The following is a 17,088-nucleotide window of genomic DNA, read 5'->3' as shown; positions in this document are numbered from 1 at the left end:
TGGGCCTTTTCGACAGGCTTTTCTAGACCGGATTGGTCCGGAGTAAAATTAACGGCGTTGCTGTTATTTTGGTCGTTATCCATTATTTGTCACCTCCTTAGTTCCGCAGTCTAAAATTTGATTGGAAATTAAAACTGAAAAGGGGGTAAGAGTTGGGCAAGAACAGGCTCGAAAAACCCCCGATTAGCAAGGGGAGCAGGAGAGTGCTAAGCAGTTCTAACCAGAAAAAACCCGAATATATCCAACTATATCACAACTTCAAACTATAGGTACTTATTGGGTGGGGTTTGGCGGGGGCGGTTGGACGGGATTTATCTGCACGTTCTGAGCGGTAATGCTGCCGTCAGAGTTGATAGTGCCAAAGACGGCCACGGTGCTTCCGGTTTTAATGTCATCCTTAGTGGCGACGTCGGCCTTATTAATGACCGTGCTGCCGGAAAACAAAACGATTCTGCTGCTCCCGTCCCGATTTTTCACGGTCAGTCCATTGGCGTCAACCGAGAGAACTTCTCCGCGCACGGCTCCCCCGTTGGCGCCGTTTCCAAAGCGGGTGCGTATTTGGCCGTTATTCCCGCCGTTTTGGGAAAAACTGCTTATTCGGGCGGCAGCCTGTTTTTGTTGGTATTTAATCCCGCCGTAAAAAGCCAAACCGGCAAGGGCCAGAGTAATTAAACCGTAGATTATTTTATTCGTCATATCTCGATTTTGCTAAACAAATAGCTGCCGATAGCAATAATAATCAGAGTAATTACCATTAAAACAGATAAATCTGAGGAAAAGCTGAAAGCCGAAATTCCGGTCAGACTCCCCCGCAAACCGTCAACGCCGTATGACAGGGGGTTTAAGATAGTAATCAAGGACAATGGCTCGGGCAGCCCCCGCAGCGGAAACAGGGCGCCGGAAAGAAAGAAAAGCGGCATGACCAAAAAATTCATAATCAGCTGAAAACCCTGCATGTCGTCCAAAACTGAAGCGATAGCTGTTCCCAATCCGGTAAACAGTAAAGCAATCAAAACGACCACAATGGCGGCGGGAATCAAATTGACCAGGGGCGGAAACCGGAAGCCGGCAAACAGGGCAATCACAAAGACGATTAAACCTTGGAGGGCCGCAACGGTGGCGCCGCCCAAAGTGCGACCGGTCATAATCTGCCAGCGCGGAACGGGGGCAACCAGAGTTTCTTTAAGAAAGCCAAACTGCTTATCCCAAATGACTTCAACTCCGGCAAAAATTGCCGTAAACAACACGCTCATGGCAATGACCCCCGGGGCTAAAAACTGAAGGTAACTTCCCTCTCCGGCCCGGGCAAAAGTCGGCCCCAGCCCAAAGCCTAAAGCCACTAAAAACAGGATTGGCTGGCCTAAAGACCCCACGATTCTTGATCGCGAGCGCAAGTACCGTTTCAATTGTCTAAGCCAAAGGATGTAGATTGCTTTCATAAAATATTTATCGGTGCCATAACCGTCTCCCCATGCGCATTCTTTCAATGGCCGTTCCCTCTTCGTCGCGGATTTCGTGCCCGGTTAATTCTAAAAAGGCTTCTTCCAGGGTTTTGCTTTGGGTTTGCTTTTTAAGCTGAGCCGGCGTGCCAGTGTTAATAATCTTGCCGTGATCAATAATGGCAATTCTTTGAGCTACCCGGTCAGCCTCTTCCATGTAGTGAGTGGTGAAGAAAATAGTAATTCCCTCGCGCTTGTTTAAATCCAGGACATATTGCCAGATACGGTTTCGGGTTTGCGGGTCCAGGCCCTGGGTAGGTTCATCCAGAAAAAAGACTTTGGGGTGGTGAAGTAAGCCGCGGGCAATTTCCAGTCTTCGTTTCATCCCGCCGGAAAAAGTTTTAACTAAGTGATTACGCCGGTCGACCAGTTCGACAATAGTGAGGAGTTCGTCGATTCTTTTTTTAGCCACCGCCGGCGGTACGCCGTACAAAACCGCGTGGAACTGCAGATTTTCGTAGGCGGTCAGCTCGTCATCCAGGCTGGGATCCTGAAAGACAATGCCAAAGGATTTGCGCACCGCATCCTGGTTTTCTGCCGGGCTTTGACCGTTAATTAAAATTTTGCCGGAAGTGGGGGCCAATAAAGTCGTCAGCATTTTAATCGTGGTGGTTTTACCGGCGCCGTTAGGACCCAAAAAAGCAAAGACTTCTCCGGCGGCAACGCTAAAAGAGATATTATTTACGGCGGTAAAATCGCCAAACTTTTTAACCAGATTGGTAACCTCAATAATGCTATTCATATCTTAGAGCTTCGATCGGGCTCAACTTGGCGGCTTTTTGGGCCGGGTACCAGCCAAAAATTATACCAATTGCCGCGGAGACACTGAAAGAGAGCAAAATCGCGGAAAGGGAAACAGTAAAAGGCAAGCTGATTAACTTCGAAGCTACGAAAGATAGACCAATTCCCAAACCGGCACCGATGACTCCCCCGCCAAAGGTCAGAAAAATGGCTTCGATTAAAAACTGGGTAATAATAACCGTGCTGGTAGCTCCCAGGGCCTTGCGAAGGCCGATTTCCCGGGTGCGTTCAATAACCGTCACCAGCATGATGTTCATAATTCCGATCCCGCCGACCAGAAGAGAAATGGCGGCGATGCCGGAAAGAAGGACAGTAAAAGTGCCGGTAATCTGGCTGGCGGCTCCCAGAATATCTGCCTGGGAAAAGATAGAAAAATCCGCCTGGGACGGATCGTTAAAATGATGGCGGGAGAGCAGAAAATAACCGACTTCATTTTGGGCGGCGGTCATGTCATTGGCGTTTTTAGCCTGAAGAGAAATATCCGAAACATAATCGACGCCGAAAACCAGTTTCTGGGCGGTAGTTAAGGGAATGATAATCATGTCGTCCTGATTATTGAAACCCGTGCCTCCTTTTGAGGCGGTTTCGCCGATGATCCGGAAAGCGACCTTATTAATCCGGACATTCTGGCCAACCGGGTCGGTACCGTCACCAAAGAGATTACTGGCGGTCGTAGGGCCGATGACGGCGACTTTACTCAGCGAATCGACCTGGTCAGAAGTGATAAAACTTCCCGACTGCAGAGTAAGATTGTGGACGGTTTCGTAAGCCGGGGTGGCCCCCATGATTGAAGTGTTGGTGTTGGCAGCGCCGGTGGTTACCTGAGCCCGTCGGGATAATTCCGGTGAGACCTGGGCGACTGTCGTAATTTGCGGTGAAGTGGCAATCGCCTTGGCGTCGTCATAAGTTAAGGTGGTAGCTCCCCCAAACCCGCTTTGAACCCCGCCGCCGGCCCGCTGAGACCCCGGAATAACTGTCAATAGGTTTGATCCCAGAGACTGGATCTGATTTTGAACCGCAAGCTGGCTGGCTTCACCAAGAGAAATCAGGGCAATAACTGCTCCAATGCCAATAACGATACCCAGACCCGCCAGGGCGGTACGCAATTTATTTAAAGTTAACGCTTCTAAAGCTGAGTAAAAAAGTTCACTTATGTCCATACCGGTGACCGTTTCGTTTATCGCTAACAATTTTGCCGTCTTTTAACTCAATAATTCTCTGGGCGTGGGCGGCTATGTCCGGTTCATGGGTAATCATGACAATCGTATGTCCTTTTTTATGCAGATGTTCAAAGATTTGCATAATTTCTTCGGCCTGGACGCTGCTAATGTTTCCGGTCGGTTCATCGGCCAGAATAATGGCCGGATCCATGACCAGGGCCCGGGCGATAGCCACCCGCTGCATTTGGCCGCCGGAAAGCTGACTGCTGGTATGGTCCATCCGGTCGCCTAAACCTACCAACTGAAGCACTTCAGTGGCTTTTTGCACCCGTTCCTGCGAACTTACCCCTCCGTAGACCATGGGTAGCATGACATTTTTTAAGGCGGTAGTCCGGGGAAGCAAATTAAAAAACTGAAAGACAAAACCGATTTTTTTATTGCGCAGCTGGGAGAGTTTATTTTCCGATAATTTGCCAACCTCTACCCCGTCGATTGCGTAGGTTCCGCTGGTAGGTTTGTCCAAGGCGCCGATAATGTGCATTAAAGTGGACTTGCCGGAACCCGACGGGCCCATAATGGCCACAAAGTCACCCTTTTCAACCCCAAAAGAAATATCGGAAAGAGCCACGGTTTCAACCGTGTCATTCACATACACTTTACGCAGATGAGAAGCCTGGATAATTGGTTGCCCCATTCATTTATCCTCCTCTTCTAAACGCGCCTCCGCCGCCGATTCTAAAACCGCCACCGAAGGGCGAAGAAGTTTGGTTGCCGGGAGTAGTTAATCCGCCGCCAACAATCACCGTTTGCCCTTCAGTTAATCCGGAAGTGATTTCTGTCTGAGTGTCTGAAGAAACCCCGAGAGTTACCGGCACCGTCTGAATATTGTTACCGTCTTTCACCCGGACTGTGCTTTGGCCGTTTTGAGTCGTAACCGCGGCTGTAGGAATTAGCAAGGCGTTGTCTTTAGTTTGGGTAATGATATTGGCGGTGACAGACATATTGGGCAGAACCGCCTCGGGCGAAGTGTCAAACTGGATAACCATCGGATAAGTCGTCACATTGGAAGAGACCACGCCGCTGCGGTTGATACCCACCACCGTGCCGGTAAAGGTCGTGCCCGGCAAAGCATCCAAAGTCAGGGTGGCTTTCTGGCCCTCTTTCACTTTAGTAGCGTCAATTTCCGAAAGGCTGAAAGTGGCCGTAGGGGCATTATTAGTCACAATACTGCCCACGGTCGTGGCCGAAGGCACATTACTGCTATTAGTGGTGCTGGTAATTGCCATTCCCGGCGTTAAGACTAAATCCGAGACGATACCGCTCGTCGGGGCGGTAACCATGGCCGAAGTTCCCTGATAATTTAACCAGGCACTGGAGAGGGCTGCCTGATTTTGGGTAATTACATTTTGCTGATTTTTGTAAGTGGCCTCAGCGGAGAGCCAATTATCCTGAGCAATGGTAAAGGGAGTCAGGACCCGATTGGCGTCATTAGGGGTCCCGTCACTATTTTGATAAGTGGAGTTTTGGGCAATGTCCATGTATTTTTGCCAGTCGGTATACATTGTTGATTGCAGAGAATACAAATTATTTTGGGCGGTAGTCAGATTATTTTGAGCCGAAAGATAGGAAGCCCAGGCGGAAGCGTTTCTTTGCTGACCGGTCTGGTCCAGGGCTAATTCCAAAATATTTTGCCCCGCGGAAACCTGCTGCCCGTTTTTGACGAAGACCTGTTTAATTTGGCCGGAAGCCTGGGTGGTGACCGGCAACCGGTTTGCAGAGGCCATGTTTCCAGATTCCGCAACGGAAACAACCAGGGTGCCGCGTTCCACGGTTGCGGTCTGGAGGGTAGTGGTTTGGGGTTTAGCCGAAAGTTTTTGGCGGACAAAGAGACCGGTAGCGACAACAATGACCACGATAACCGCGGCTAAAATTTTGTGATCCCTAAACCAGTTAATAATCTTTTTCATTCGGGCCGAACTTTATGATGGCAAACTGAGAAATTGCTTAGAAAACGGATTCTATCACACGGCAGTTAAATTAACCGTGAGGATTGGGTGCGGGGAAGGTTAACAAAGAAAACGCTGCCGTCCCCCGGCCAGCTTTGAGCCTGAATTGAGCCGTTGTGTTTTTTGATAATTTGAGCGGCAATCGACAGGCCCAAACCGTAGCCGGCGGTTTGAGTAATGTGGCGGGATTTGTCTGCCCGGTAGAAACGGTCAAAGATATGGGGCAAATCGGAAGGGTCAATACCCATACCTTGATCTGCAACCTCAATGGTAACGGACTGGTTGTTGCCTTTCGAAGTCAGGGAAATTTTGGAGTGCTCGGGACTATATTTAATCGCGTTATCCAAAAGAATTACAAACAATTCGCAAAGAGAGGCCGCGTTGCCTTCCAGTCGGTAATCGGCCGTTCGGTTATCAATGGTAATCTTTTTTGCTTTGGAAAGAGCAGCCACTTTAGAAACGGCTTCGTCAATAATTTTAGCCAGGCGGACGGGCTCAAAAGTGATGCCATTCTCGGTTTTTCCGTACTGGGTCAGTTTAATCAGGTTATCAGAAAGGTATTGCAACCGGTTAATCTCTTCGAGATTACTGGCAATCAGTTCCCGGGTGTCGGCAATCTTAGGCTGTTTGTCCCGCAGATAAACTTCCGTGGCCGTTTTGAGCGAAGTTAAGGGAGTGCGTAGTTCGTGGGAAGCGTCAGTAATGAACCGGTTTTGTTCGTCAACCATTTCTTTAATCGGGCCCAGCGTCCGGCCGGCCAGAAAATAGCCGGCCCCGGCGGAAATTACCAGAATCCCCAAATCGATAATGGCTAAGACCGCAATCAGTCGCCGGCGGGTTTCTTCCAGAATGTCCGGATCGATAATATAAAGCGGTGTCGGCGTGCCCGGCCGTAAAATAATCCGCCGCTCCGAGCGGCTGCGCAGAGTCTGTTCGATCCGGTCCAGTTCTGAGGTGCTGACCCTGTACATGGCCACGCTAAACGACACGGTAATCAGCATGATAATAAGAAGATACCAGGCGGTCAGTTTTAATCTGGCGGAATGAAACATATTCTTAGCTAGCCTTGCCCAGCCGGTAGCCAAAACCCCGGACAGTGTGAATTAAAGCCGGACTTTGGGGAAAAGGTTTATCAATTTTGTTACGCAAATAACCAATATAAACTTCGACGGTATTGGGCAAAACATCGGCGTCGTAATCCCAAATATGGCTGATAATTTGTTCTTTAGACAGGGTTTGGTCATGGTGTCGTATCAGATATTCCAGGAGAGCGTATTCCCGACTGGATAGCGGGATTTTCTTACCACTTCGCATGACTTCGTAGGACACGGTATCCAATGTTAAGTCTTCAACAGAAAGGCTGGTTCCTAAAGAATTTTTAGGCCGGCGGCCCAGAGCTTTGACCCGAGCCAAAAGTTCTTCAAAAGCAAAAGGTTTGGTTAGATAATCGTCGGCCCCGGCGTTGAGGCCGTTAACCTTGTCTTCCAGTTGGCCTTTGGCTGTCAGGATAAGAATGGGGGTGTGGATTCCTCCGCCCCGAAGCCTTTTACAAATTTCCATGCCGGACATTTCCGGCAAAAGCAGATCGAGAAGGATAATGTCATAATCTTCCGAGGCGGCCAGATCATAACCGGTATTGCCATCAAAGGCTAAGTCCACAGCAAAAGACTCCTGTTCCAGGCCTTTTTTAATGGAGGAAGCAATCTTGTGCTCGTCTTCCACGACCAAAACTCTCATACGAGCAGTTATTATACCGCAGAGCTGAAATTTAGCTGAGAGACGGCTAAAAAGTTACTTTTTCTTTTTGCCGGTCTTTTTACAGCAGGAGCTGTCGCAGTAATGGTGGCAGCCCAGCTTGCACAAGGCTTTTTTTAAGTGTTTAACCATATTTTCACCTCGCTTTCTGTCTCTTATACCAGTAGACCATTCCGGGTAATTTTGCGTCAAGAGGAAAAATTACTATGAACTCTTATTAATTTTTTACGCTCTTTCAGTACGATACTACAATGGAAGAAACGGCGACCTTGGCAGGCGGGTGTTTTTGGTGTACCGAAGCAATTTTTAAACGGCTAAAAGGAGTCACCTCTGTTATTCCCGGCTATACCGGCGGAGTTTTGGACGACCCCTCCTACGAAGAAGTATTAAGGAGCGGCACCGGCCACGTCGAAGCGGTTCAGGTTAAATTTGATCCCAGGGTTCTTTCTTTCCAAAAACTCCTGGAAGTGTTTTTTGCCCTGCATGATCCTACTACTATGAATAAACAGGGTTATGACGAAGGAACCCAGTACCGCTCGGCCATTTTTTATCGTAACGATAAGCAGAAAAAAATTGCGGAAGAAATGTTAAAGCCGGGATACGTGACGGAAATCAGACCCTTGACCAGGTTTTATCCGGCGGAAGAGTATCACCGGAACTTTTATGAAAACAATCCGGACTATCCCTACTGTCGGGTCATTATTGATCCGAAAATTCAAAAACTGATTCAGGATTTTCCGGGGGATTTAAAAACCTAACTTCTGATTTAACGATTTCTTACAGTCTTTGGTTACTATTTGCGCTCATGACTCCTACTTTTCCTGACCTTAGTTCTCAAAAATATGACATTCCGTTTGTTCCCAGCCTGGAAGAAAAAGTACGAATAATGGTAGAGCTGGCCGGGCCGCTTCAGGGTAAAAAAACTATCGATTTGGGGGCTGGCGATGGGCGGGTGGTGATCGCCTTTGCCCAAAACGGGGCTGAAGCGACGGGAGTAGAAATCAGTCCGGAGCGGGTAGCGCTGGCCCGGCGAAATATTGCCAATACCAGGCTAAATAATAAGGCTAACATTCTTGCTCAAAGTTTTTGGGAGACGGACTTAAGCGAGGCCGATGTAATTACGCTTTACGGCATTACTTCTATCATGGAAAAACTGGAGAAAAAAATTGAGAGCGAAGCTAAACCGGGAACGCTAATTATTTCCAATGTCTTCGTGTTTCCCCACTGGCTCCCGGTTTTGCAGCGGGAAGGGGTTTATGTTTACCGCCCCAAATCAGTATAAACGACCACTCTTTGAGAGTATGTTCCCTTCTGGTTGCTCCAGACCCCGTCGCAGGTAATCAGATTTAACTGCGGCCGGCTAGCCGGGCCGAAAATTTTTTGGATCGGAAAGTCGACTGTATTTTCGCTGACCACTTTCTGAACAATAAAATTGTATTGTTGCCCTGAGGTATCCAAGATAGTGACAATATCCCCCGGTTGCAGCTTTTTCAGATTCCAAAAAATGTTTGGTTGCAACTCCGGAGTGTTCAGGTGGCCGTCGATGACTGCCTGACCGATCTGCCCGGGTTTAGGACCTAAGGCATACCAGCCGGCGTTATAAATATTTGTCGGAACGCCCATATTACCGTTTTTGTCTAAGCCGACCGGTTCGATGGCTGCGTTTACCCCGATTTTGGAAATAACCAACCGGGCCGGATCGGCCACTGGGGTTTTTGCCTGACTATTAATGAATGCCGGAATCGGAGGCAACCTCGGCCTGACAACAAATACTGCGGCTAGAGCGCCCAGGGCAATAGCGATCAAAGTAACTATCGCCCTTTTCATTTAGATTAAATTAGAACCCGGTTGACGGAGCACCGCTGGGTGTGGTCGTGGTACTGGTTGAGCTGCTGGTTCCGCTGGTGCCGGAAGTTCCCTGCTGGGTAGTGTTTTGGGTTGTGCCACTGGGATTAGTAGTGCTTTGGTCAGTAGCTGTCTGGGCACGAGCAATTCCCACGACAGCAAAGAACGCCAGGGCAAAAGCGAGAACGGCGGTAATGAGGGTTCTGGTCATATCTTTTCCACCTCCTTTCAGAAGGGCATGCTAAAACGTGCAGGAAATTTTGGGGTTAACGGGGGGTAAGGATCCTGTTAGAGAAAACGACCGTTCGGCCGGAAATTCCGGTGCAGGTAATCATAATTAAATTAAAGTCATTCGAGGGACCATAAATGTCTGAAGTGGGGAAGTTACTGACAGTATATAAAACATTTTTAGTCACTTCGTAAGTTGCTCCGTCAGCATAAATCTTATCGCCGGGTTTTAAATTGATAATTTTGGAGAAGATGCCGGGGGTATGGCCGACCAGAACGGCGTTACCTCTCTCCCCTGGTTTGGAATCCAAAGCGTACCAGCCGGGAATTTTGTCCGGCACGACTTGTAAACCGTCTGGTCCTAAACCGGTGGGAACAATTTTCGTATCCAGACCGATGGCCGGAATAATCAGGCGATTGTCACTGTTACTAGTGTTAACCGGAGAGATAACGGCCGGGGTGGGTTTTGGCCGGAGAGCCAATACTTCTTTAGTGTCGGAAGCCAGGATGCCGTTTGGATGAAGCGAAAACAGCAGATAAGCCGCAAGCAAGAGCAGCCCCCAATTTTTGATAGCAGCCAAAAGTTTTTCGGGCAGACCGGGCGATTTTAAGCGAATTTAGCTTCGAAATCAAGGCTTTTACCGGTTTCTTTTATTTATATGTTAGAAGGTCGGTTATGCCAGTCCAATTAGCGCCGGGAATAAACCATCTGGAAATCTGGGTCTCCGATTTTAAAAGGTCACAGGAGTTTTATAACAGAATTTTTGCCCTGACAGGCTGGAAAGAAATCCGGGAAGGCGGCTGGTCCAACGGCCAAACGGAGATTTATCTTCGCGAAGAATCGTCAACCTCGCGGGTCCTGTCGCTGGGCGTGCACCATCTTTGTTTGCAGGCTACTAGCCGGGAGGTCGTGGATGAGGTTTGCCGCTGGCTGATTTCTCAACATCACCGGGTTTTTGCCGGGCCGATTTCCATGGAAAATTATTCTGCCGGTTACTACACTTGTGATTTTTATGACCCCGACGGGATGATTTTGGAGGTGGCCTACACGCCCAACATGGTAGTCTGATGTAATATCAGACTATGGAAAAAACGAAATGTCCGGTTTGTGAAGGTAATCGCTGGGAGAAATATCTGGTGGGGAAAGGATTTGTTTTAGAAAGGTGTCAAAAGTGTGGGTTGATAAAAACGGTCACCAAGAAAAAGAACCGGATATACGAGAGCAGAAAAGAGGCGTTGAGCCAGTTTGGCGAAGACAGGAGTAAACACGAGAAATATGCCAAAGAACTACTCGACTACTTACCTATTAGTAAAGGCAGTCTTCTGGATATCGGGGCGGGGACGGGGTTTTTAGTCAAAGAAGCCAACAAAAGAGGCTTTAAAGCGGAAGGCGTTGAACCGGCTAAAGTATTTGTGGCAGTAGGTGCTAAAAAATTGGGTGTAAAAATTCAGGCAACTTCTTTGGAAAAATTTAAGGCCAGAAAAAAATATGACGCGATTATCTTAAAACATGTCATTGAACATGTGCCGGATTTGAATACTTTTCTGGGTAAATGCCAAAAGCTCTTAAAACCCGGCGGCATAATTTTAATTTCCTGTCCGAATATCCGGTCCCTCATGTATTTTATTTTTCGACAGCGATGGTATGGTTTACAGCCCAGCCAACACCTCTGGCAATTTTCTCCCGCCACTTTGCATCAATTATTAGAGAATAACGTTTTTAATAACGTTAATATCTCGGTAATAAACATGGACTATCAGGTCCCAGGAATAAAAGGCGCAGTGTTTGCTCTCTTACTAATCAAGGCTAAAGTAACGGGCCTGGGAGACCAACTGGTGGCGGTGGCTAAAAAATAGCGATTAACAGGCCCAAAATTACGGCAATAATCAGAAGACTGGGTAAGCCGGCAAAAACCAGGACTCCAAGTATCGACAATAACCACAAAACCACAATCACCCAAACAATTTGCCGGATCGGCGAGGGTAAAACGCTGGCGGCCCAGATAATGACGGCAAAAACCAGAAGGTCCCAAATGGTCACCGGGTGGGCGCCGATGTAAAACAAGGGAAAGGCGGGCACCGCCAAACCGGGAATAGTGACATAGCCCAAAATCCACAGGGCCAACAAGAGGATAAGGAGAAAAGCTAACACGCCGCCACTATTAACTTTTCATATAAAAACGCGGTAAGAAGCTTATTCGGAAGTTTTGCCGTCAAATTCCGGGGCCGAGGCCACCGCTTCCGCTTTTGTGGCCCGCAAAACGCCGTCCTGATGATGTGGAGGGCAATACAGGGTGTAAAGATTTAAGGTTTCCGTTTCCGAGAGATTAATAATATTATGCTGCGCTCCGGCCGGGACAATCACGACTGTGCCATTACTAATCGGATACTCATTGCCGTCAATGATTGCCTTACCGGTGCCTTTTTCAAAGCGGAAAAACTGGTCATTATCCGGATGCACTTCCATCCCAATTTCTTCTTTGGGCTGGAGAGTCATTAAGACCAACTGAGAATGTTTGGCGGTATACAACACCTTGCGGAAATTGGTGTTTTCCAAAGTGGCCTGTTCAATGTTGACGGAAAAACCTTTCATGAAATTAGTATATCAGATTATTCACATTTAGTTTCTCTTTCACTTCCGGTTAGTTGGGCATCAAGGGTTTGGCATTTACGAATTAATTGGCTGGTTTTTTGGTTTAAGTCAATTCGAAACAGAAAACCATAAGCTGCCCCACCGTCACCGGAGCCGCATTCATAATAGAAAAGATCACTCTTGGTCAGCTGGATCGGGTTGGGGCAGACGAAATAAGGATCACCGGGATCAGAAAGAGTAGTAACGGGAACAAAAGTGATATCAGCCTTAACCAGACCGAGGTGGTTATCGTGTAAAACCAATTGCCGCCCGTCTTCGGTTTCACAAAGCTGGAAGTTGGACTCAATGGGTTTTTTAATAAGAATTTCCGAGAAAGACTGCAGTTTCTGGAAGAAGGCTGAGGTTTCCTGGGAACCGTCGGCCAGTTTTTTTCCGTCGCCGCTGCGATACCAGATTCCGTTCCAGTCTTTATTATAGTAAGGCGAACATTTCAGACCAACTAAATCCGATTCCTTAACGGAAGTGATTTCCTGCGGATAATTTTCCAACCCCATAAACTTGTTTGGGGGAAATTGTCTTTTCAGATAATCAGTGGTGTAAAGCGACAACGGGTCTTTATTGGGATTAACAGGCGGAACGGGCGATGGTGGGAATTTAGCAGAATTGCTAGCGGTTTCGCCAGGTGTATTCTTAGCTGTTTTCTGAACAACTTGTGAAGCAGGTTTTGTTTCCTGTTTTTGGAAATAAAGATATCCGGCAGCAATAGTAAGAAGAATTACAAGAATCGGGATAATAACCAGGATGTTGCCTCTTTTTTCTTTCACAAGCTTTGGAAGCCCCGCTTTTATTTCAGCTTAATGTCATTAAGATAGTAACCGGTGCCGACAACCCACTGATAGGGCTGAGACAGCAAGCTGTAGGCCCGTTTGGCCTCGGGGGTGCTGCCCTGTAATTTCGGGTAGAAATAGTCGGTATAACCGCCGCTTGGTTTCTGACCCTGGGCGATAATTTCCTGGATGTAATTAATCCCGTCGATCTGGTCGTTGTACCGGTTTTTTCCTTCGACATCGGTCCGGCCGTACAAAACGACATTGACTCCGTTGGTCGTGTCTGCCCAGAAATAACCTTGCTGGTCGTCACCGTAGCGCAGGTCGCGAAGAAGGTCGGCGGCCAGTTTATTGGCGTAGGCGGGCGTCAGTTCCCCGGTAGCCGCCTTTTTATTAATGGCGGAAAGCATGCTGACGGCAGTCTGGGTTTCGTAACGGATCATTTTGTCCGTGTTATCCGCGACCACTTTTTCCGTCAGGGCGTAGTAAGCCAGGCTGGTCAGTTTTTTGCCGACTTTGTAACCGCCAACCCCGCCGATAATCAGGGCTATCAGAACGAAAATGACCACCTGGGGAAGAGAAAATTTGTTATGAGTAAGTTTTTTCATACGCATTCAGTACAACATGGTTTAAAAAAGTTTGCAAGGGGACAAAGAATAAATTCATTTCGAGTGTTCTTGTCTGCGCGAATTGCCATACAGATATCTGTGCCAGAATCAGACAGTCGGCTGTTTGACTATATCCGAAGCCACTTTTTGTGATAAAATTCAGCCTGGAGACCGAACATTCACAATTTAATAATCCCCTGTAGTCCGCCAATTGGCGGACGCTTCGCTGTAAAATATTAGTGTGAACTATTTTGTTTACGCTTTATATAATGCAGAGGGGAATAAGATCTATATTGGACAGACATCTGATATTGACAGAAGACTGAAAGAACACAATTTGAAAGTTGGAAAACATTACACCGCCCAGGCGAGAGGAGAATGGAAGGTAATTTATAAAGAGTATTTGGAATCAAAGACGGAAGCCCTAAAGAGAGAAAAACAATTAAAGAGTTGTCAAGGAAGATTGTTTATCAAAAAGTTAATAGCCAATCCCCTGTAGCTCAATGGTAGAGCGCTTCGCTGTTAACGAAGATGTTCTAGGTTCGAGTCCTAGCGGGGGAGCCGATTTGAATAATATCGTCATCCCGGAACTAATGGTGGCGGAAACTCCAGACGGGTATTGCTTCCTAAGTTAATTTGGAGTTAATATATGAATATGAGTTCATATAATTGCTGTCAGAAAGGGAGTAAAAATAACAAGGAACTTGATCAACTAATTCCCCTGCTTAAAATTGTTGGCGAGGAAAGCCGGTTAAAGATTCTTTGTATTTTGCGTCAGGGCCAGCATTGCGTCTGTGAACTTCAGGAACACCTTTTTGTTTCCCAAAGTCTATTATCGCATCATCTCAAAGACCTCAAAGATTCAGAAATTGTTACTGACAAAAAGGAAGGGCTGAAGGTCTATTACTCTCTTACCACCAAAGGCAAAAAAGTTACCGCCGCGTTATTTAATTTAGTTGATTTATGAAAATTCAGGTTCTTGGTTCCGGTTGTCCGACTTGTCAAAAACTTTACGAATTGGTTGATAAAACCGTTAAAGAGATGGGGCTGGATACAAAAGTGGAATACCTTACCGGAAATGAGGGAACAACCAGGATTGTGGAGCTGGGAATTATGAGTTCGCCAGTGTTGGTAATTAATGACAAACCGGTGATGGTGGGGTTTACGCCGGATATTTTAAAACTTAAAGATATTTTTTCTAAAAATTTGGAATGATTGAAGCGCTGAACTTTTTCATTTACGACAGCGTCAAGATCTTCATTCTTCTTTGCGTAATTATTTTCTTCGTCACTTTTCTCCGGTCGTTTATTGCTCCGGAAAAAACCAGAAAGTTGTTAACCAGAAAATTTTCAATAATCGGCAATGTTCTGGCGGCCTTAATCGGAATAGTTACTCCTTTCTGTTCCTGTTCAGCAGTGCCGTTATTTATCGGGTTCGTTGAAAGCGGAGTGCCTCTCGGCGTGACTTTTTCCTACCTTATTTCTGCTCCCATGGTGAATGAAGTCGCGGCGGTATTACTTCTGGGGCTTTTTGGCTGGCAGATTGCTGCTTTGTATATTGCTTCCGGTGTGGTAATCGCCATAGTTGTTGGCTTTATTCTTGGTAAATTACATCTGGAACCCTTAGTTGAGGATTATATCTGGAAAATAAAAGCGAACACAACAAATCTGTCGGCTCAAACCACAATTAAAGACCGCTTAATTGAAGCAAAGATTTACACGGTTGATTTAATTAAAAAAGTATTCCCGTACGTTTTGTTGGGGGTGGGTCTTGGGGCTTTAATTCACGGTTATGCTCCGGCTGATTTTCTGGCCAAAATTGCCGGTAGGAATAATCCTTTTGCTGTGCTTATTGCCGTGGCCATTGGAGTTCCTCTTTATTCCAACGCTGCCGGGACAGTTCCTGTTGTAAGTTCGCTTATTGAGAAAGGCTTGCCGTTGGGGACTGCCCTGGCTTTTATGATGTCAGTCACGGCGTTATCTTTGCCGGAGATGATTATCCTGCGCAAAGTGCTGAAACCAAAACTTTTAGCTATCTATATTGCTATTCTTGCTCTTGGAATTGCCTTTACCGGTTATTTGTTTAATCTGGCCTTCTGATAAAAGAATAAATCAGTTTAGATTTGAGCGTAAAAGTTCCAAATGTCGTCAACGGCACGGAGCCGGTTATTTTTAGTCTCGGTTTTTCTTCTACTAAAAAATAGTACTTTTAGCTTCTTTTGCTATACTGATTTAAGGTAAGGAATTTATGGAAGAGAATACCGACACTTCTGTTGATCAGGCAAAAGAAATTAAAGATGTAAAAGAGCAGATGAAAAATCTTCTCAAGCGTTTTTGGTGGGTAGGGCTTATTTTAGTTGCCATAGTGGTTTTTGGGGTAATAGTTGCGTTTTTTGGTTCTAAAAATACAGAACCCAATAACAATAATGAGCTGGGAAAAGACATTAATCAGCAAAAGAATAAACAAGAGACAAATGGCTACCGGGACATTTTCCTTACCAGCACTGTTTATCAAAAAGACGCCGAGGTAGAGTTTACCGTTCCCCCTATGCCTGTCGATAAAATTACATCGATTGATCCTTTAGGCGGTGCTGATTCAGGAGATCGAGACTCGACAGGGGGTGGATCCCACAATATTCCCGTAGACCATATTTATGTTCATGAAGGAGATAAAAAAAGTGGCCAAACTCAAGCTTACGATGTCAGCGCTGTTGCAGATGGGTATCTGGTTCAGGTTGAATATGAGAAAGCCCGTTGGGAGGCAAATGATCATATCAGCAGAATGGATGATTATACCCTCACTTTTCAATACTCAAAAAATTTATTTCTAATGATCTGCCATTTGACCGACTTATCACAAGATCTGAAAGATAAAATTGGAAATCTTAAAGAAAGCGACCAGAACTTTTATGAAATTCCCATTAAAGCCGGACAAATCATCGGCCGTGGAGGCGGGGGTCCAACCATTGACGGTATAGATCTCTGGGCCGTTGATCTAAATAAACCCGCCCATTTCATTCACTCTAAAAGATATGGTACTAAATCAGGTAATTCTGTTAACCCGCTTAATTACTTCGCTGAGCCTTTAAGGAGGCAGCTTTATACCAAACTGCCACAGAGGCCGGAACCCAGAGGGGGCGAGTTTGCTTATGACATTGACGGCAGGCTTGTTGGGAACTGGTTTCCGGAGACTGATAAAAATATTAAAAAAATAGGGATGCCGACTTTATCGTTTTTTTATTTCAATTACGACCCTTCCGTTATCCAGATAGGTTATATCCCCACCAACATGGTTTACATTGTTAAGAATAACAGGCCGGATCCGGCAGCGATTAATGTAAACTCCGGCCTAGTTAAATATGAAGTAATGAATGAAAGATCAACAAACGACAGTAGAAAGACCTCCAATTTTAAAACTGAAGGAACCTTTTTGGTGCAGATGTTGGGAGAAAGAGAGATAAAGGTAGAATTTTTTGAAGGAAAGACGGGGTCTCAAATAGCGGGATTTACTGAAAACGCACAAAGATACGACCGATAAGAAATTTGTTTAAAGAGACGTCTGCCGATTCGGTACGTTAATTACCTTTTTCTCTCCTTGTTTCACTTTATAGATGCAGAGGCAATCGTGAAAGCATGTGTATTTATTGGGTTGGCATCGTAAGTCGTTGTGCTTGGCGAAAATAAGTTTCTGGGTCGTTGATTAGCACAGCCCAGTTGCGGTACGAAAAGTGAGTCATTCCTGAGAAATTCCCTATTAATTACAGTTT

24 protein-coding genes and 1 tRNA gene are annotated in these 17,088 nt (G+C 46.3%); 10 read left to right on the top strand and 15 right to left on the bottom strand.

Going from position 1 to position 17,088, the window contains the following annotated elements; genetic code table 11:
• Nucleotides 1-273: 273 nt before the first annotated feature.
• The 8 genes from M1403_02715 to M1403_02680 all read right to left on the bottom strand — a co-directional run bounded on the left by M1403_02715 (nucleotide 274) and on the right by M1403_02680 (nucleotide 7,203).
• Nucleotides 274-696: a DUF5666 domain-containing protein gene (locus M1403_02715; protein ID MCL4397914.1), complete on the bottom strand. Its 423-nt coding sequence runs from the start codon at nucleotides 694-696 to the stop codon at nucleotides 274-276.
• Nucleotides 693-1,439: an ABC transporter permease gene (locus tag M1403_02710; GenBank protein MCL4397913.1), complete on the bottom strand. Its 747-nt coding sequence runs from the start codon at nucleotides 1,437-1,439 to the stop codon at nucleotides 693-695. Before M1403_02710 ends, M1403_02715 begins: the two co-directional genes overlap by 4 nt.
• A gap of 7 nt (nucleotides 1,440-1,446) precedes the next feature.
• The gene (locus M1403_02705; protein ID MCL4397912.1) at nucleotides 1,447-2,241 is read right to left on the bottom strand and encodes an ATP-binding cassette domain-containing protein; all 795 of its coding nucleotides are present in this window, start codon (nucleotides 2,239-2,241) and stop codon (nucleotides 1,447-1,449) included.
• Nucleotides 2,234-3,460, bottom strand: coding sequence for an ABC transporter permease (locus tag M1403_02700; protein MCL4397911.1), 1,227 nt, complete (start codon nucleotides 3,458-3,460; stop codon nucleotides 2,234-2,236). Before M1403_02700 ends, M1403_02705 begins: the two co-directional genes overlap by 8 nt.
• Nucleotides 3,447-4,154 carry an ABC transporter ATP-binding protein gene (locus tag M1403_02695; GenBank protein MCL4397910.1) on the bottom strand — a complete coding sequence of 236 codons (708 nt, stop codon included), beginning with the start codon at nucleotides 4,152-4,154 and terminating at the stop codon, nucleotides 3,447-3,449. The genes M1403_02700 and M1403_02695 overlap by 14 nt, the downstream gene beginning before the upstream one ends.
• Nucleotides 4,155-4,158: 4 nt before the next feature.
• Nucleotides 4,159-5,427 carry an HlyD family efflux transporter periplasmic adaptor subunit gene (locus M1403_02690; GenBank protein ID MCL4397909.1) on the bottom strand — a complete coding sequence of 423 codons (1,269 nt, stop codon included), beginning with the start codon at nucleotides 5,425-5,427 and terminating at the stop codon, nucleotides 4,159-4,161.
• Between the two features lie 65 nt (nucleotides 5,428-5,492).
• Complete coding sequence (locus M1403_02685) at nucleotides 5,493-6,518, bottom strand: HAMP domain-containing histidine kinase (GenBank protein MCL4397908.1); 1,026 nt, start codon at nucleotides 6,516-6,518, stop codon at nucleotides 5,493-5,495.
• A 4-nt stretch (nucleotides 6,519-6,522) separates the two neighbouring features.
• Nucleotides 6,523-7,203 carry a response regulator transcription factor gene (locus M1403_02680; protein MCL4397907.1) on the bottom strand — a complete coding sequence of 227 codons (681 nt, stop codon included), beginning with the start codon at nucleotides 7,201-7,203 and terminating at the stop codon, nucleotides 6,523-6,525.
• A 269-nt stretch (nucleotides 7,204-7,472) separates the two neighbouring features.
• Here M1403_02680 and msrA point away from each other — a divergent pair, with 269 nt between their 5' ends.
• Both msrA and M1403_02670 read left to right on the top strand, forming a co-directional pair.
• Nucleotides 7,473-7,979: a peptide-methionine (S)-S-oxide reductase MsrA gene (gene msrA, locus M1403_02675; protein ID MCL4397906.1), complete on the top strand. Its 507-nt coding sequence runs from the start codon at nucleotides 7,473-7,475 to the stop codon at nucleotides 7,977-7,979.
• 47 nt (nucleotides 7,980-8,026) lie between these two features.
• Nucleotides 8,027-8,503, top strand: coding sequence for a methyltransferase domain-containing protein (locus tag M1403_02670; GenBank protein MCL4397905.1), 477 nt, complete (start codon nucleotides 8,027-8,029; stop codon nucleotides 8,501-8,503).
• Here the strand turns inward: M1403_02670 and M1403_02665 are convergent.
• The 3 genes from M1403_02665 to M1403_02655 are packed head-to-tail and all read right to left on the bottom strand — an operon-like array spanning nucleotide 8,482 to nucleotide 9,875.
• Nucleotides 8,482-9,048, bottom strand: coding sequence for a class F sortase (locus M1403_02665; protein ID MCL4397904.1), 567 nt, complete (start codon nucleotides 9,046-9,048; stop codon nucleotides 8,482-8,484). The two genes, M1403_02670 and M1403_02665, sit on opposite strands and share 22 nt — an antisense overlap.
• A gap of 10 nt (nucleotides 9,049-9,058) precedes the next feature.
• The gene (locus tag M1403_02660; GenBank protein MCL4397903.1) at nucleotides 9,059-9,277 is read right to left on the bottom strand and encodes a hypothetical protein; all 219 of its coding nucleotides are present in this window, start codon (nucleotides 9,275-9,277) and stop codon (nucleotides 9,059-9,061) included.
• A 55-nt stretch (nucleotides 9,278-9,332) separates the two neighbouring features.
• Nucleotides 9,333-9,875 (bottom strand): class F sortase, encoded by a 543-nt coding sequence (locus M1403_02655; protein MCL4397902.1) that lies wholly within the window; start codon nucleotides 9,873-9,875, stop codon nucleotides 9,333-9,335.
• 95 nt (nucleotides 9,876-9,970) lie between these two features.
• Between M1403_02655 and M1403_02650 the strand changes: the two genes are divergently transcribed.
• Nucleotides 9,971-10,363 carry a VOC family protein gene (locus M1403_02650; protein MCL4397901.1) on the top strand — a complete coding sequence of 131 codons (393 nt, stop codon included), beginning with the start codon at nucleotides 9,971-9,973 and terminating at the stop codon, nucleotides 10,361-10,363.
• 14 nt (nucleotides 10,364-10,377) lie between these two features.
• Nucleotides 10,378-11,151 carry a class I SAM-dependent methyltransferase gene (locus M1403_02645; protein MCL4397900.1) on the top strand — a complete coding sequence of 258 codons (774 nt, stop codon included), beginning with the start codon at nucleotides 10,378-10,380 and terminating at the stop codon, nucleotides 11,149-11,151.
• Here M1403_02645 and M1403_02640 read toward each other — a convergent pair.
• From M1403_02640 to M1403_02625, 4 genes are read right to left on the bottom strand one after another with little or no spacing between them, the layout of a single operon-like run.
• Nucleotides 11,141-11,446, bottom strand: a complete 306-nt coding sequence (locus M1403_02640; protein MCL4397899.1) for a hypothetical protein — start codon at nucleotides 11,444-11,446, stop codon at nucleotides 11,141-11,143. The two genes, M1403_02645 and M1403_02640, sit on opposite strands and share 11 nt — an antisense overlap.
• A 42-nt stretch (nucleotides 11,447-11,488) precedes the next feature.
• Complete coding sequence (locus M1403_02635; GenBank protein ID MCL4397898.1) at nucleotides 11,489-11,887, bottom strand: cupin domain-containing protein; 399 nt, start codon at nucleotides 11,885-11,887, stop codon at nucleotides 11,489-11,491.
• A 17-nt stretch (nucleotides 11,888-11,904) separates the two neighbouring features.
• The gene (locus M1403_02630) at nucleotides 11,905-12,711 is read right to left on the bottom strand and encodes a hypothetical protein (protein ID MCL4397897.1); all 807 of its coding nucleotides are present in this window, start codon (nucleotides 12,709-12,711) and stop codon (nucleotides 11,905-11,907) included.
• A gap of 20 nt (nucleotides 12,712-12,731) precedes the next feature.
• Entirely contained in the window at nucleotides 12,732-13,322 is a 591-nt protein-coding gene (locus M1403_02625) for a cache domain-containing protein (protein MCL4397896.1), read from the bottom strand.
• A 241-nt stretch (nucleotides 13,323-13,563) separates the two neighbouring features.
• Between M1403_02625 and M1403_02620 the strand changes: the two genes are divergently transcribed.
• The 6 genes from M1403_02620 (at nucleotide 13,564) to M1403_02595 (ending at nucleotide 16,859) form a co-directional block, all read left to right on the top strand.
• Nucleotides 13,564-13,821, top strand: a complete 258-nt coding sequence (locus M1403_02620; GenBank protein ID MCL4397895.1) for a GIY-YIG nuclease family protein — start codon at nucleotides 13,564-13,566, stop codon at nucleotides 13,819-13,821.
• A tRNA-Asn gene (locus M1403_02615) sits at nucleotides 13,812-13,883 on the top strand. The genes M1403_02620 and M1403_02615 overlap by 10 nt, the downstream gene beginning before the upstream one ends.
• A gap of 94 nt (nucleotides 13,884-13,977) precedes the next feature.
• The gene (locus M1403_02610; GenBank protein MCL4397894.1) at nucleotides 13,978-14,289 is read left to right on the top strand and encodes a metalloregulator ArsR/SmtB family transcription factor; all 312 of its coding nucleotides are present in this window, start codon (nucleotides 13,978-13,980) and stop codon (nucleotides 14,287-14,289) included.
• Nucleotides 14,286-14,537 carry a thioredoxin family protein gene (locus tag M1403_02605; protein MCL4397893.1) on the top strand — a complete coding sequence of 84 codons (252 nt, stop codon included), beginning with the start codon at nucleotides 14,286-14,288 and terminating at the stop codon, nucleotides 14,535-14,537. Before M1403_02610 ends, M1403_02605 begins: the two co-directional genes overlap by 4 nt.
• Nucleotides 14,534-15,421, top strand: coding sequence for a permease (locus tag M1403_02600; GenBank protein MCL4397892.1), 888 nt, complete (start codon nucleotides 14,534-14,536; stop codon nucleotides 15,419-15,421). Before M1403_02605 ends, M1403_02600 begins: the two co-directional genes overlap by 4 nt.
• 148 nt (nucleotides 15,422-15,569) lie before the next feature.
• Nucleotides 15,570-16,859, top strand: coding sequence for a hypothetical protein (locus M1403_02595; protein ID MCL4397891.1), 1,290 nt, complete (start codon nucleotides 15,570-15,572; stop codon nucleotides 16,857-16,859).
• Nucleotides 16,860-17,088: the final 229 nt, after the last annotated feature.

This window comes from Patescibacteria group bacterium, from assembly GCA_023380635.1.
GTDB lineage: Bacteria > Patescibacteriota > Microgenomatia > JAMCZE01 > JAMCZE01 > JAMCRP01.
This window is presented reverse-complemented; position numbering and strand designations above follow the sequence as displayed.

What these genes read in the sequence shown, in the direction of transcription:
- M1403_02715 (MCL4397914.1), bottom strand. Translation starts at nt 696, where the DNA reads ATGACGAATAAAATAATCTACGGTTTAATTACTCTGGCCCTTGCCGGT.
- M1403_02710 (MCL4397913.1), bottom strand. Translation starts at nt 1,439, where the DNA reads ATGAAAGCAATCTACATCCTTTGGCTTAGACAATTGAAACGGTACTTG.
- M1403_02705 (MCL4397912.1), bottom strand. Translation starts at nt 2,241, where the DNA reads ATGAATAGCATTATTGAGGTTACCAATCTGGTTAAAAAGTTTGGCGAT.
- M1403_02700 (MCL4397911.1), bottom strand. Translation starts at nt 3,460, where the DNA reads ATGGACATAAGTGAACTTTTTTACTCAGCTTTAGAAGCGTTAACTTTA.
- M1403_02695 (MCL4397910.1), bottom strand. Translation starts at nt 4,154, where the DNA reads ATGGGGCAACCAATTATCCAGGCTTCTCATCTGCGTAAAGTGTATGTG.
- M1403_02690 (MCL4397909.1), bottom strand. Translation starts at nt 5,427, where the DNA reads ATGAAAAAGATTATTAACTGGTTTAGGGATCACAAAATTTTAGCCGCG.
- M1403_02685 (MCL4397908.1), bottom strand. Translation starts at nt 6,518, where the DNA reads ATGTTTCATTCCGCCAGATTAAAACTGACCGCCTGGTATCTTCTTATT.
- M1403_02680 (MCL4397907.1), bottom strand. Translation starts at nt 7,203, where the DNA reads ATGAGAGTTTTGGTCGTGGAAGACGAGCACAAGATTGCTTCCTCCATT.
- msrA (MCL4397906.1), top strand. Translation starts at nt 7,473, where the DNA reads ATGGAAGAAACGGCGACCTTGGCAGGCGGGTGTTTTTGGTGTACCGAA.
- M1403_02670 (MCL4397905.1), top strand. Translation starts at nt 8,027, where the DNA reads ATGACTCCTACTTTTCCTGACCTTAGTTCTCAAAAATATGACATTCCG.
- M1403_02665 (MCL4397904.1), bottom strand. Translation starts at nt 9,048, where the DNA reads ATGAAAAGGGCGATAGTTACTTTGATCGCTATTGCCCTGGGCGCTCTA.
- M1403_02660 (MCL4397903.1), bottom strand. Translation starts at nt 9,277, where the DNA reads ATGACCAGAACCCTCATTACCGCCGTTCTCGCTTTTGCCCTGGCGTTC.
- M1403_02650 (MCL4397901.1), top strand. Translation starts at nt 9,971, where the DNA reads ATGCCAGTCCAATTAGCGCCGGGAATAAACCATCTGGAAATCTGGGTC.
- M1403_02645 (MCL4397900.1), top strand. Translation starts at nt 10,378, where the DNA reads ATGGAAAAAACGAAATGTCCGGTTTGTGAAGGTAATCGCTGGGAGAAA.
- M1403_02635 (MCL4397898.1), bottom strand. Translation starts at nt 11,887, where the DNA reads ATGAAAGGTTTTTCCGTCAACATTGAACAGGCCACTTTGGAAAACACC.
- M1403_02625 (MCL4397896.1), bottom strand. Translation starts at nt 13,322, where the DNA reads ATGAAAAAACTTACTCATAACAAATTTTCTCTTCCCCAGGTGGTCATT.
- M1403_02610 (MCL4397894.1), top strand. Translation starts at nt 13,978, where the DNA reads ATGAGTTCATATAATTGCTGTCAGAAAGGGAGTAAAAATAACAAGGAA.
- M1403_02605 (MCL4397893.1), top strand. Translation starts at nt 14,286, where the DNA reads ATGAAAATTCAGGTTCTTGGTTCCGGTTGTCCGACTTGTCAAAAACTT.
- M1403_02600 (MCL4397892.1), top strand. Translation starts at nt 14,534, where the DNA reads ATGATTGAAGCGCTGAACTTTTTCATTTACGACAGCGTCAAGATCTTC.
- M1403_02595 (MCL4397891.1), top strand. Translation starts at nt 15,570, where the DNA reads ATGGAAGAGAATACCGACACTTCTGTTGATCAGGCAAAAGAAATTAAA.